Source organism: Streptomyces sp. NPDC000404 (assembly GCF_040300365.1).
GTDB lineage: Bacteria > Actinomycetota > Actinomycetes > Streptomycetales > Streptomycetaceae > Streptomyces > Streptomyces ramulosus.
Map to the genome: position 1 here is coordinate 295,811 of NZ_JBEPDN010000012.1, position 14,310 is coordinate 310,120.

A 14,310-nucleotide genomic window follows, 5' to 3' on the forward strand; every position below is an offset into this window, starting at 1 on the left:
CCAGCATAGAATATGATTCCTAGCATAGAAGGAGGTGTCGTGGCCACGAGACGAGAGCACACGAGTCACGAGAGCAGTGAGCGGATCCTGAGCGCCGCGGCGGAGCTGTTCGCCGAGAAGGGCTACCGGCAGACCACGTTCGCCGCCGTGGCCGAGCGGTCCGGGATCAGCAGGGGCTCGATCCCGTGGCACTTCGGCAGCAAGGAAGGGCTGTTGCTGGCCGTCCTCGAACGCTCGGTGCAGCTGATCAGCGCGGGCCTCGCCGAGGAACCGGCGGACGCCGAGGGGGCGCAGGCGGGTCTCGACCGCATCGTCGAAGGCGCCCATGCCCTGTGGGCGTTGCCCACCACCAAGCTCTTCGCCACCCTCCTGGTCGAGGCGCTGGAGCCGGACTCGCCGATCCACGGCCGCTACGCCGAGATCCACCACACCCTGCGCGACCACTGCCGGCGGCGGCTGGAGCGGCTGGAGCTGCCGCCCGGGATCTCCGCCGAGGCGCTCTCCGCCGCGATCATCGGCGCCGGGATCGGCATCCACCAGCAGTGGCTGCTGGCGCCCGACCGGGTCGACGCCGAGCGGGCGCTGGCCGCGCTGCGCGCGATGGTGGCGGCGGTGGTGACACCCGCCGGGACATGACCGGCCGGCGGCGCCTCCCCCTTCGCGATTTCCGGCCCCTCACCTCCCTGGGTCTGGCCTCGGGCCGGACGCGCGGCGATCATCTCCACGTCGGGACGGAACCCGGCACCGACACAGCCGCGGTGGTGCGTCACGAAGGAGGTCCCGGTGGCGACGGTGTGTCTGCTGGGCACGTGGGACACGAAGGGCGAGGAGTACGGGTGGCTCCGCGACCGGCTCCGGGAGGCGGGCGCGACGGTGCTCCTGGTGGACGTCGGCGGGTACTCCGCCGACGCCCCGGCCGAGGTGTCCGCGCAGGAGGTCGCGGCGGCGGCCGGTGCCGATCTGACGGAGCTGCGGATCCGGCGCGACCGCGGCGCCATGACGGCCGCCATGGCGGAAGGGGCCGCCCGCATCGTGCGCCGCCTCCACGCCCGAGGCGCCATCGACGGCTTCCTCGCCGCCGGCGGCTCCAGCGGCTCCGCGATCGCCGCCGCGGCCATGCAGGCCCTGCCCCTCGGATTCCCCAAACTCCTGGTCTCCACGATGGCCGGCGGCGACGTCCGCCCCTACGTCGGCGAGACCGACGCCACCCTCATGTACGCGGTGGTCGACCTCGCCGGCGTCAACTCGGTGTCGGAGCAGGTGCTGGGCAACGCGGCCGCGGCGGTGGCCGGTATGGCCGAGGCGTACCGCCGCAGACGGGCCGGGACGCCGGCGAACGCCCGCCCGGCCGTCGCGCTCACAATGTTCGGCGTCACCACCCCGGCGGCCGACGAGGCCCGGCGCACGCTCGGCGCACTCGGCTACGAGACCCTTGTCTTCCACGCCACCGGCTCCGGCGGCCGCGCCATGGAGAGCCTGATCCGTGCCGGTCTGATCGCCGGTGTCCTGGACCTCACCACCACGGAGCTGGCGGACGAACTCGTCGGCGGCGTCCTGAGCGCGGGCCCCGAACGGCTGACGGCGGCGGCGCGGCGGGGCGTTCCCCAGGTGGTGAGCGTCGGCGCGCTCGACATGGTCAACTTCGGCCCGCCGGACACCGTGCCCGCCCGCTTCGCCGACCGCACCCTGCTGCGCCACAACCCCACCGTCACCCTGATGCGCACCACCGCCGCCGAAATGGCGGAGCTGGGCCGCCTCCTGGGCTCCAAGGTGGCCGCCGGAACGGGACCGTCCGCGATCCATCTGCCGCTGCGCGGCGTCTCCGCGGTCGACGTGGCCGGCGGCCCGTTCCGCGACGCCGCGGCGGATGAGGCGCTGTTCACGGCCGTACGCGACGCCACCGCGGGCACCGCCGTCGAGGTCCACGAACGGGACGAGGCGATCAACGACCCGGGCTTCGGCCGGGCGATGGCACACAGGCTCCACCACCTCATCTCCCTCACCGAGGAGGACGAACCGGCATGACCGGCAACGACCGACAGCACGTACTGCGGCGACTGCGGGCGACCGTGGCCGCCGGCCGCCCGGTGATCGGTGGCGGCGCCGGCACGGGCCTGTCCGCGAAGGCCGCGGAGGCCGGCGGCATCGATCTGCTCATCATCTACAACTCCGGCCGCTACCGGATGGCCGGCCGCGGCTCCCTCGCGGGCCTGCTCCCCTACGGCGACGCGAACGCCGTCGTGGTCGACATGGCCGCCGAGGTCCTGCCCGTCGTCGAGCACACCCCCGTACTGGCCGGGGTGAACGGCACCGACCCGTTCCGCCTCATGGGCCCCTTCCTCGACGACCTGAAGCGCATGGGCTTCTCCGGCGTGCAGAACTTCCCCACGGTGGGCCTCTACGACGGCACCTTCCGCCGCCATCTGGAGGAGACCGGCATGGGCTTCGGCCTGGAGGTCGACATGATCCGCCAGGCGCACGAGCGCGATCTGCTCACCGCGCCCTACGCCTTCGACCCGGACCAGGCGGCCGCGATGGCGCGGGCGGGCGCGGACGTCCTGGTCCCGCACGTCGGCCTCACCACCAGCGGCAGCATCGGCGCGCAGACCGCCCTCACCCTGGAGCAGGCGGCCGCGGCGGTCCAGGAGATGCACGACGCCGCGAAGCGCGTCAACCCGGACCTCCTCGTCCTCTGCCACGGCGGCCCGATCGCCGAACCGGCCGACGCCGCCTACGTCCTCGCCCACACCGAAGGCGTCGTCGGCTTCTTCGGCGCCTCCTCCATCGAACGCCTCCCCGCGGAGCGCGCCATCCGCGAGCAGACCGAGGCGTTCAAGGCGACGAGGCTCTGACGGGACGCTGCCGACCGGGCCCCCGCACCGGCGTCCGCGGCCGGTGCGGGCCTCCCGGGACAGCACGGTGACACCCAGGGGTTGAGGGCTTGTCAGTGGCTCTGGGTACGCTGGCACCAGCATGAGACGTACATGGCCCGGCGGCACGACGACGCCGGTTGGTGAACGGGGGCACAGTCATGGGCGATCAGTTCCAGAGCAGTCCGGAGACGCTGAAGGCCGAGGGGAGGAACTTCTCCGATATCGGCCGGGATTTCTACGAGGCGACCACCAGGCTGAAGAACGGCCTGGCCGCACAGGGTGACGGTGGAGGCGGCGGAGGCGAGCCGCCGAAGGAGACGACGTTCTCCAGCGTCGCCTCGGACGCCTGGAAGGGCATGAGCACCTTCAGCGACAAGCAGGGCACCCCGCCCTGGGGCGACGACGAGCTCGGCGAGAAGTTCGGTGTGGTCTACGAGGGCCTGCGCGACGGCATGACGTCCTCGATGGAGCACCTTGCCACCAAGCTCAACGAAATAGGCAAGGCGCTGGAGCGGATGGCGAAGAACCACGAGGAGAACGAGGACTTCAACGATGCTCTGATCAAGGAGCAGAAGCCCGAGAACCAGCTCGGCGGCGATGTGCGGGCTCTGAAGTCCGTGAGCACCTGACGGCACGGACCGACGGCCCCTGCCACACGCCGGGCCCCGTTCCCCCGCACGACCACGCCTGCCCCTCAGCCACCCCTTCGCCTTCACCTTCACCGACAGGAGAGAGTCCGTGTCACATCCTGGCGCGCCGGAACCGGTCCAGCCCGTCCCCACCACCGCCGAAGAGGCCTTGGCTGCCGCTCGGGCCCGATTCGAAGTGCTGGATCCGGCAGGAAACCCGGCGCCGTTGTACGTGGTGGAGTTCGACATCGGCTTCCTGATCCACGCCGTCATGCCCCCGCCGCCGCCCGGTACCCAGGCGCCGTTGGGCGGCAGCCACATGGTGATCGCCAAGTACGACGGCGCCATCACCTACGTCCCCAACTTCCCGCCGGACTCCGCGATCGATCTCTACCGCAGCATGCGCCGGTCCCACGGCTGAGCCGGCGAACTGACGGCGGGACGGCTTCGGGCCGGATGTCCGCCACAGCACGGTGACACGACAGAGTTGAGGTACCGGAAGGACCGGTACCCTCTGGCATGAGCATGGCTCTGCGCCGACGCAAGCCGGTGAAGCACACACCAGGCGCCCGACGGGCGTCTCCGGCAGCAGCAGAGAAGCAGGACACTTCCGCCGGCGGCGAGGCGGAAGAAGTCGGCCGGTCCAAGGGGCCGGGACGACACGTACCACATGGGCGACAACGGGGGTCTTCGTCATGTCTTTGATGCTGCCGAGCGCACTTGAGTGGCTTCTCGAGATGTGCGGCTTCGACTGGCCCACGGGCGACGAAGACAAAATGATGGAGTGCGCCAACACCTGGCGCCAGTTCGCCGCCGACGTTGAGAGCCTCCAGGCCCGCGGCGTGAGCGCCGCCGGCAACGTCCTCGCCGACAACTCCGGCGACTCCATCGACAGCTTCACCAAGACCTGGGAGAAGTTCGGCGGCGGCTCGGGCTACCTCGACGACGCCCGCCAGGGCGCCGAGCTGATCGCCATCTGCATGGACGCCGCGGCGATGCTCATCATCGGCCTGAAAGTGGCGGTGATCGCCCAGTTGGTCATCCTGGCGATCGAGATCGCCGCGGCCCAGGCCGCCGCTCCCTTCACCCTGGGCCTGTCCGAACTCGGCGCGATGGGCGCGGCCGCCGCCACGCGGCTGATCCTGCGCAAACTCCTCAAGGAGATAGCCAAACAGATTCTGGACGCGGCATTGGAGACCGCCAAGGAACCCTTTGTCTCCGCGCTCGAAGCCATGGTCTCCGACCTGGTCTCCCAGACCGTCGAGCAGAACTTCGGCAAACAGTCGGGCTACGACCTGGGCCGCACCGCCAAGACCGGTTACGAAGAGGGCAAGAACGCCCTGAAGAATTCCGGCTCCACCTTCGGCGAGTCCCTGCGCGACGGCGCCGGCTCCCGCGCCGGCCACGGCGCCCGTCACGGGCTGACCAACAGCGGACACGACGGCGGCGACGGTTCCTCGGACTCCGGCAACGACAGCTCGTCGGACTCCAACGATTCCTCGCCGAGCAACGACTCGTCGTCCAACGACAGCAGTTCGCCCAACGACAACAATTCGTCCGACAACTCCCCCAGCTCCGGCAATTCGCCGAGCGATTCCCCGAGTTCCGGCAACTCGCCGAGTTCCAGCAATTCGCCGGGTTCCAGCGGCTCGCCGGGCAGCGACGGCTCCGGGCGCCGGGCGCCGGATATCGGCGGTCCGCCGTCCTCGTCCCCGTCGAGCGGTTCGGACGGCTCCTCGTCGTCCGACGGCCCGTCGGCCGCGAGCCCGTCCACCGCTTCGTCGAGTACGCCGTCCGACAGCAGCCCGGACGGCACCGGCAGCCCGGACTCGTCGGGTCCCTCGTCCTCCTCGTCCTCACCGAGCCGCGGCTCCGACGCGCCCAGCCCGTTCGACGTGGGCACCCAGGCCTACAACGACAGCATCGGCCGTCCGCCGGGCGACGACTCGTCCACCCCGGATTCCCCCGACACCACCCCTGGCTCCGCCCGCCCGGACAGCACGCCGGACGCCCCGCCGAGCACGGCACCGGACACCTCGGACAGCGCCCCGAGCCGCCCGGAGAGCGTCGGCACTCCCGCCCCGGAGCAGAGCGCCTCGATCCCGGACCCGCGCACCTCCGAGCCCGCGCCCATGCCGTCCCCGACGCCGGAGACGGACCGCCCCGAGCCCGCGCCCGCCCCCGAACCGGCCGTGCACCAGGTCGACCGCGATTCGGTCACCACCATGCCCGCACCGGACCGGGGACCCACGCCGGACGGCTCCGGCGACGGCAACACCGGCGACGGCCAGAACCCGGGCAGCGGCCGCGGCTCCATCCCGAGCGGGGCCATGCCGAGCGGCGCCATGCCCGGCCACACGCCCACCGCGCACCCCAGCCCTGGCCAGGGCCACGCGCCGACCTCGTCCGCACCGGCCCCGCACAAGTCGGACGACGGAGACATCCAGCTCATGGGCGGCGTCGCCACGGCCACGCCCCCGGCCCCCGGTACGCATCCCGGTGAAGCGGGCATACCGCAGCAGGCCGCCCCGTCGTCCGCGACGCCCTCGACGCCGGCCCCGGGCGCCATGCCACCACCAACGGCCGGCCCCGTCCCGACGCAGGCGCCGGCGGCGGGCGCCCCCCGGACGACACCGCGATCCAGCACGCCCGGCACCACCACGCCACGCACGGACCAGCCGAACAGCAGGCCCACGACGCCACGCACGGACCAGCCGAGCAACAGGCCCACGACGCCGCCGCGGGAAGCCCGGCAGAACGGCCCCGCATCGCCGCCGCGCACCCCTACGCCGCGCAGCGAGACACCGAGCCGCCCCACCACGCAGCCGCGCACGGACACGCCGCGCACCGATACGCCTGGTCGCCCGACCACGCCCCCACGCGGCGAGCGGCCGGCGAGCCGTCCGACGGACCCGCGGTCACCGGCCGACTCCCCCGCCGCCACACCCCACGACCAGGGCATGCCGGCACCGGACCACCAGCAGCCGGACCACCAGCAGCCGGACGCCGCCGACCAGACGCCCGATCAGAACCAGCCCCCCGCCGACACCAGCACGCCCGTGCACCCCTCGGCGCCCACGCCCCCGCCCCAGGCCGACAACCTCTCGGACATCCGCAACGACCTCAACGTCCCGCACGAAGGCCTGACCACACCCGACCCCGTCCACCAGCAGGACCTTGAGAACGCCCACCCGAGGAACCCCGACGGCACCCCGCAGGTGTTCGCGGACCCGCGGCAGGGGAATTGGGCCGGTCTGCAGAACGACGGCGGCCCGGGTGTGCCCGGCCGGTCCAACAACTGCGCCGACTGCACCCGCTCGTTCCTGGAGACCTGGTTCGGCCGCCCGACGGTCTCCGCCCCGCGCACCCTGGACCTCAACCCGGACGGCACCCTCAACCGCTACTCCGCGGAGCGCGACTCGGTCGAGAACCAGGCGCGGTGGGCCGGCGCGCCCAGCACCTACGCGGGCAAGGACCACCCCAACCCGTACGCACGTATCGCCTACGAGCTGTCGCAGGCCGGGCACGGTTCGGCAGCCGTGATCGGCGTCAACTGGCCCGGCGGTGGCGGCCATGCCTTCGCCGCCGTGAACCACAACGGCCAGGTCCTGTTCGTCGACCCGCAGACCGGCGTCGTCAGCGAGAATCCGATCCATCTGGGCGCCCAGGAGGTCTTCTACACCCCGCTGGACGCCAACCGGAATCCGATCACTCCGTACTTCCTCACCCCGTCACCCCCTCAGCCGTCCACCGAGAACTCTCCGGACACCGACACCCACACCGACACCAACCCGGCCCCCGAATCGACGCCGGCCCCGGAGACGACACCACCGCAGAACGAGAACGTCTCCCCGGCCCCGAACACCACCCCGCAATCCCACCCGGACCAGGCATCCGAGACCACCCCGGGCACGGACTCCCGCACGGACTCCCGCACGGACCGCGACGCGGAAACACCCCAGCACTCGGACACGACGGACCGGAACAGCCCGCAGTCCGACACCGACCGGGCCACACAGAACACGCAGGACACGCAGGACGCGCAGGAAAACCGGGAGTCGCCGTCCGACCGGGAACCCCGGTCCGATCAGGAACCCCCGTCCGACCAGGATTCCCCGTCCGACCAGGATTCCCAGGACACCCACGACTCCCGAGACACGGACGACACGCACGACACCGACAACACCCACGACTCCGAGAACCCTCAAGACTCCGACCAGCACCCGGAGTCGACGGAACCGGTTTTCCCGGCCACCGCCACGCGTCCCGCCGGTCCGCCGGACGGCTACGACGACCCCAGCGACGCCGACAACCGCGCACAGCAGGAGAGGTTCCCGCGCAACGAGGACGGCTCGTTCCAGCGGGCCCCCGACCCGCGCGAGGGCACCTGGGTCGACGATCTGCGCGGTCAGAACCCCGATGAGTCCGGGCGCGACGTCAACTGCCCGGACGGATCACTGGCGTTCGTCGAGTCGTACGCCGGAAACCCCACGGTCGCCGCCCGCCGCAGCCGGAACGAGGACGGCACCCCCGCCGACACCCCCGAGCCCAACGGCCGCGACCGCATCGAGAACGCGCTGGGCGCCGAGTTCAGCGACTTCGGCGACGGCCGGGACGCGTACCGCAACCTGGAGACCTCCCTCCTCGACGAGGGTCACGGCTCACAGGCCGTGATCATCACCCAGAACGCCGACGGCCGCGCCCACGCCTGGAACGTCGTCAACCACAACGGCCAGATCGTCTACGCCGACCCGCAGACTGGCCGGAGCGGCACCACCCCGCTCCACAACGGCGACAACGGCGTCTTCGCCATCCCGCTGGACGCCAACCGCCGGCCTCTCGACACCACCAGCCGGCCCGCCGCCCACCCCCAGAGCCCGACCACTCCGACCTCGACCGGCCGCCCGTCGCTGCAGCACCCGGCCGGCACCACAGGTCCGTCCGACAGCGAACGCAGCGCCGAAGCAACGCGCAAGGAGCGCAACCAGAGCCTCCCCGACCCGGAGGCCCAGAGCCAGCAGCACGCGAACCTCCCTCCGGACCAATCACAACAGGATCTCCGCCGGGACCACGAGGTACGGCGGATTGATCTGGACCCGCTCCAGGAGCAGATGCGGGCCTGGGCCACATCCCCGGACGGCGAGTCCCTCTCCCCCTTGGGCCGGCTGCTGCAGGATTCCCTGACCCGTCGGCAGCGGCATGCGGAATCCGCACAGGCCATCCGCGATGCCAAGCAGGCGCTCGACGACGCCAAGAAGGAAGCCGCCGGTGCCACCAGGGCGCTGAGGAAGGCCGATCCGGCGGAGCGGCCGGCTGCCCAGGAGCGGCTGAGCGACGCCAAGAAGGCCTTGGCGGAGGCGAAGAAGCAGCACAAGGAGACATTGCAGCAGCACCGGGACACCGTCTCGATGCCGCCGACCAGATTCACGGACAGCGATCTGCGTCGTCATCTCGACCCGGCGTGGTCGCAGATGAACGACGGCGAACGGTACGCCGCTCTCGCGACGTTGGGCCGGATGAGCCTCTCCTTCCACGCGAACAACGCGGTGGGCGCGAGCCCGGAGCCCGCGCCGCACAACGACCCGTACGCCGACGCGCCGCCCAAGAAGAATCGGAGGACCGACCCGGCCCACGACCATCACGAGTCCGTGGCCTCCACCCGGCGGGAAGCCTCGGCCCGCCCCCAGGACAACGTCCCGCAGAACCTCAGGGAGGCGTTGGAAGAGACGGAGAACAAATCTCCGGACTTCTCCGACAAGAACTACGCGGTCGTGGAAGTCGTCGACGAGCACGGCGAAAGCCACTACATCATCGACTCTTCGGTCCCGCCCGCCTCGGATGCCGTGGCTCCGCGGCACTCGGAAAAGCACATCCTGGAGTGGGTCAAGCAGCTCAACAGAGGCAGGGACGCCGAGGGACGCCCCACGTACAAGATCGCCGGCCTGTACACCGAGCGGGAGCCTTGCGGTCTGCGCACGGGCAATTCCGGGCATGCGGACTGCTCCAAGACCATTCGCGATTCCGACGCGATGACCGAGGTGCCCGTGTACTACAGCACGACGTACCGGGTCGACCCTCAGCGCAGGGAGTTGATGGAGCAGGAGCGCGCCGCCCGGCAGCAACGGGGCGACTCCGAAGCCGATATCCAGAAGGCATTGGACGGCTACAAGACGCCCAACCGCCGCATCATGGACAAGGAGATCCAGAAGCACCTGGACTTCGTCAAAGAACTTATCTCGGAGATGAAAAACCAGGTTCAGGATTCCACCACCACGGATCCCGACCGCACCCCACCGGCGAATCCGGCAGGCGCCGACCGCACCTCTCCGGCGAATCAGGCAGACACACACCTCCGGCCTCCCACTGCGCCCGCAGGCGCAGACCACCGGACTCCGGCCGACCAGACGGGCACGGACCGGCGTCCTCCGGAAGCACCGGAGGACGCCGACCGGACGCCCACGGCCGAACCGGCCGGCAGCGACGACCGGAAGAACAACGAAACCCAGGAAGACAACGGCACTCAGCCGAAAGCGTCAGCCGAGCCGGACTCGCAGCGGGCGGAGGACCGGACGACCCCCGAGGCGACCACCACTCGCGATGCGGCCAGTAGCGCTCCGCGCCCCCACCAGCAGCCAAACACCACGATCAGCGATCTGGAGACCTCGCTCGCCGGCGAGGGACACGGCGCTCAAAGGGTCTTCATCACACAGGACGCCAACGACCGAAGTCACCCGCTGACGGCGACAAATCAGAACGGCCGGATCGTCTACACCGATCCGCTGACGGGGTCTCAGAGCTTCCTCCCGCTGAACTCGGGCAGCAGCGCCACACCCCTCCCGTCGATCCCTGGCGACCTGATCAGAGTGTTCCGCGTCGGCCAAGATCTCGGGCTCAGTCCGCTGCAGATCGCGGATTTCGTCAACGTGGCCGCCATCAAGAACAAAAAGATAAAGGAGGGGGATACCCCCATAACCGATGCCAACATCATCGAGCAGATGCAGAACTGGTCCCAGGAGATCGAACCTCGGGGCTATCCGTACCACTTCGAGAGCAAAGAGCGATTCGACGACTTCACCTCTCGGCTGCGCAGCCTCGCCCGGGAGTTCGGTCTCCCCGAAGGCAGCATCGTGGTACAGGGGTCTTCCCTTCGAAAGCCGGATGCGAAGGACATCGACTTCGCCGTCTTCGTTTCGGATGAAGCGTTCGACGCATACGTGGAGAAGTGCAAGCAAGGCCTCATCGAGCGCAACACGCTGGAGGGCAGCCGCAAGCTCCGGAAGGACCTCCGCAGCTACAACAACAAGGGCTTCGTCCCCAGCTTCCTGCTGGACAGGGTCCCTGGCGATCCTGGTCGCACCTTCGCGAGCGAGGCATATAGACTGACCGAAGAATTCGGCCTGCCGGGAATCGATTTTTCGGTCATGCGCGAGAGTAGCAGGTACGCCATGTACCCGAGCATGGAACTGTGAGGTCAAAGTGTCCAGCGAAATTCAGCGCTTCTACCTGGATTGGGGAATCTACCCAGGTGAAGAAGTAACTCGCGAGGAAGCCCTGGGCGAGGGGGACTACACAAGGGCACAGTTCAACGAATCCGGTACACCCACGTTCGCCGAATTCTACGATGCTGGTCGACTTTTCCACGTCGATTACTGGACGAGCGATCCGGAGAACGTCCGCAATCACCACCTGCTGCATCATCCGGGAATTCCCTTCGGAATCCAGTTGACCGTCCAGCACATCGGCAATTACCGCTGGAGCGTCTCCCACAGGTACGCAAATTCGGGTGATCTCGGGGGATATCTGGTCCACCTGGAGCGAAGCGGCACCTACGACGCCGCGCTGATGACGCTGCAGATCGACCTTCAGCGGCAGCTGAAGAAAATCGAGAAGAACTTCTACGACAGCGACGGTCAGCTGCACTACGCCTTCGAGTACGGCCCGGAGGGTGACGTCGTGAGCATTCACGACTCTCCCGGGGGCAGCACCCCGCAGCTGGCGACGGCCCTTGATGACGTCGACATGCCGGACTTCTACCGCGAGGGCCTTGCCCTACCTGCCGGCATCGACCGCTCGTCGATCCCACTCCTGGGTGGGTAGTCGAGGCGATGAGCCCGAGGAGCATTTCCGATGGTCACTGAAGGTCTGAAGGCCACACCAAGAGACCGCGAGCTCCCTGCACGGCCCCCGCCCCCTCGCAGCGCGCCGTCCCCTTACCGTGGTGGAGTCCGGGAGCCGTGACGACGAGAGGTGACATGACTGTGACATCGGTGGGCATCCCCGCAGAAGAAGTGCCCGATCGCGTAGGCGCGTGGTGGCGCGCCGGTGGGCGGGGTGGCAGCGCCGCCTATGTCGTCGCTCCGGTCGGCGTCGATGCCGGAGCCGTCATGCAGCGGGTGCACGAGGCCGTGCCGGGGAGTGTCCTTGTCGACGTCGCAGGGCTGACCGCCGAGCAAGTGACGCACAAAGCCTTGGTCGAGCTGGGAGTTGACCTCTCTTCCGGCAAGCGGAGCGATTGGCTGTTCGCGTCCGGCTCGTGGAGCGAAGAGCGGTTGCTGGTGCTCGTCAACACCCGCCGTGCCGGGGTCACTCGACGGTCGCACGAGCCCGAACGGCTGGTGACCTGGCTCCTTCCCTGGTTGACGCGTGGCAAGTTGGCCGTACTCATCGATACCGGCCCCGAGTTCGTGCCGCGAGACGTGCCCCCCGAGACCGTCTTCCGTCTGGCCGAGCCCGCCGGTGACGTACCCGCTCCCGACGCGCCGGCCGCCCTGCGCGCCCTTACCCTGGCGGAGCCGCGCACCGTGCCCCTGCCCGTGTGGGCGCAGCTCGTCGTCGCCTTGACCGGCGAGACCATGGCGCCGGACGAACTCACCGAATTGGCCCGGGAGCACTCGGACGTTCTGCTGATGGGCCCGCTGGGCGTGTCCTTCGCCGAGGAGAGCATGGCCGAAGCCCTGCGACGCCAGGTCGATTCCGAGGAACTCGTCCGCGTCAACCGGCATGTGGTCGACTGGCTGCTGCGCACGGCCGCCGATTTCCACCATCCGGAGGGATGGGCCAAGGCCGGGGCCGTCGGGCTGTACGCCGCCGCCGGGCTCGCCATGCACGCCGTGCAGGCGAAGACGTACCACGAACTTCTGCTCGATGGGCGCGCGGTGGCCCATCTCCCGCAAACCGCCCTCATGGACTCGGCGCGGAGCCGCAGCTTCATGATCCTCGGCAACAGTCCCGCCGCCGATGCCACTCACCTGTGGGGATGGGGCGTTGTGGCACGAAGTCAACGCGAGTGGGCTTCCTGGCTGCATTTGATGGCGGTGTCGCGCAATGATCTCGAATTCGCGTCGTCTGTGGCTTCGTCCGGTATCCCACTTCTCTGGCGCGCGAAGTGGGCCCACTGGCGGCCGCCGGGCGGATATCACGCGCGTTTCCTCAAAGCGGGCAAGTTCGTCAGGCTGTCGGAAGTGCGCTGGCAGGGCCGGCCCGCCATCGCCGGACTGCAGAAACGCACGGTGGACGGGTCGCCGGAGCCATACGTTTCCGTCTGGGACGTGGAGACGGGTGAACTCGTCGCAGGCCCCTGGGAGAAGGATGAGATTCCGCCGGAACACCACACGGACCTGGCCCTGCCCCCGGCATCCGGGACGCCGGCCCCCTCAGCCTCACAGGAAGACGGGCATTCCGGTCACCCCACACACCTCATCGAGCTGTTCCCCCCGTCGTCCCTGCCTCGGGAAAAGAGCGCGTTCCTGCTTCCCTGCACCCCGCTGACCATCGGCGATGTCGTCGTGTTCGGGGGCGAGCTGGGGCTGATCGCCCTCCGGCCGGCGGACGGCGTGGACCCCTCGGGCACGTTCGGCTCCCGGCAACAGCCCTTGTCCGGGGAGTACTCGGATGCGGGCCCCAGCAGCCCCGTTGATGCCTTGCCCCCGGACCACAGAGACCTGATCGTCCTTTTCGGTGAAGACGACATCTTCGAGGCCGAGCCCGAGGAACTTCCCGAAGAGTTGACCCATCAGCCGACTCGCGACCTCTTCACCGAGTTCGGCCTGCCGGACATGAATGAGGGTGCCATGTCGCTCCTGCCGTACGGGGACGGGGAAGTCGATCTCTTCGACGAGGTGGACTGGCCGGACGATGTCGAACCCGTGGCGGAACGCGGTCCCTTCTTCCAGATCGGCAGATGGATGGGGGGCGAGCTCGTCGTCGACGGGCCCACCGGGCGCATCCTGCGTGTCCCGACCGGCCCCGGCGAGGAGTACCTGGCCGGGCTTCCCGCCGCATGCAGCCTGGAGAGCTTCCTCACCATGGTCGCGCTGTACGTCACCGGGGTGCGTACACGGGAAACCGCGCCCCCGGCCAGTTCCGAGCGCGAGCAGATTCCCTACTGGGTCCTGGGAGAGCTGGGCGATGTCGACGAGACGGGCAGCGAGCAGCCCGCCTGGTCATACGTACTCCACAACGCCTGATCCCGATCGGGCGGGGAGGCGGGTGGCAAGCTGCCTCAGCCCCTCCCGGCAGTTGACCGCGGTCCGGAGCGCCGTCCCGGCCTGCCCGACCTGCCATTCCGCCAGATCGGGCAAGGTCTCATCGACCCGTGTACGCAGGACGCACTGCCGGCACGGGCCTGCTGCCGATCAGGTCCTCGGGGCGGAAGAACTCGTCCGTACGCGAAGAGGCGCGGTGGGGGGGGGGGCCCCCCCCCCCCCCCCCGGGGGGGGGCGGCCGCACAAAACAAACCCGGCCCCCACGGCGCCAACGTAACCGACCACCCCGTCCACCGGGCGGCCCGGGCCGACGCCGGCGAGGCC

At 69.7% G+C, this 14,310-nt stretch carries 8 protein-coding genes; all 8 read left to right on the plus strand.

All coding sequences use genetic code 11. The features are described 5' to 3' along the window. Window positions 1-39: 39 nt before the first annotated feature. The 8 genes from ABT345_RS24225 to ABT345_RS24260 all read left to right on the plus strand — a co-directional run bounded on the left by ABT345_RS24225 (window position 40) and on the right by ABT345_RS24260 (window position 13,968). Entirely contained in the window at window positions 40-636 is a 597-nt protein-coding gene (locus ABT345_RS24225; RefSeq protein ID WP_345091505.1) for a TetR/AcrR family transcriptional regulator, read from the plus strand. 147 nt (window positions 637-783) lie between these two features. Next, the gene (locus tag ABT345_RS24230; RefSeq protein WP_345091508.1) at window positions 784-2,025 is read left to right on the plus strand and encodes a Tm-1-like ATP-binding domain-containing protein; all 1,242 of its coding nucleotides are present in this window, start codon (window positions 784-786) and stop codon (window positions 2,023-2,025) included. Continuing rightward, window positions 2,022-2,852 carry a phosphoenolpyruvate hydrolase family protein gene (locus ABT345_RS24235; protein ID WP_345091511.1) on the plus strand — a complete coding sequence of 277 codons (831 nt, stop codon included), beginning with the start codon at window positions 2,022-2,024 and terminating at the stop codon, window positions 2,850-2,852. Before ABT345_RS24230 ends, ABT345_RS24235 begins: the two co-directional genes overlap by 4 nt. A 179-nt stretch (window positions 2,853-3,031) precedes the next feature. Beyond that, a complete protein-coding gene (locus ABT345_RS24240) occupies window positions 3,032-3,502 on the plus strand; it encodes a hypothetical protein (protein ID WP_345091514.1) in 471 nt (156 codons plus the stop codon). A 109-nt stretch (window positions 3,503-3,611) separates the two neighbouring features. After that, window positions 3,612-3,923: an SUKH-4 family immunity protein gene (locus tag ABT345_RS24245; protein WP_345091517.1), complete on the plus strand. Its 312-nt coding sequence runs from the start codon at window positions 3,612-3,614 to the stop codon at window positions 3,921-3,923. A gap of 274 nt (window positions 3,924-4,197) precedes the next feature. After that, a complete protein-coding gene (locus tag ABT345_RS24250; protein ID WP_345091520.1) occupies window positions 4,198-10,971 on the plus strand; it encodes a toxin glutamine deamidase domain-containing protein in 6,774 nt (2,257 codons plus the stop codon). A gap of 7 nt (window positions 10,972-10,978) precedes the next feature. After that, window positions 10,979-11,599: a hypothetical protein gene (locus ABT345_RS24255; RefSeq protein WP_345091522.1), complete on the plus strand. Its 621-nt coding sequence runs from the start codon at window positions 10,979-10,981 to the stop codon at window positions 11,597-11,599. A gap of 155 nt (window positions 11,600-11,754) precedes the next feature. Continuing rightward, window positions 11,755-13,968, plus strand: coding sequence for an SUKH-4 family immunity protein (locus tag ABT345_RS24260; protein WP_345091525.1), 2,214 nt, complete (start codon window positions 11,755-11,757; stop codon window positions 13,966-13,968). The last annotated feature ends 342 nt before the right edge of the window (window positions 13,969-14,310 follow it).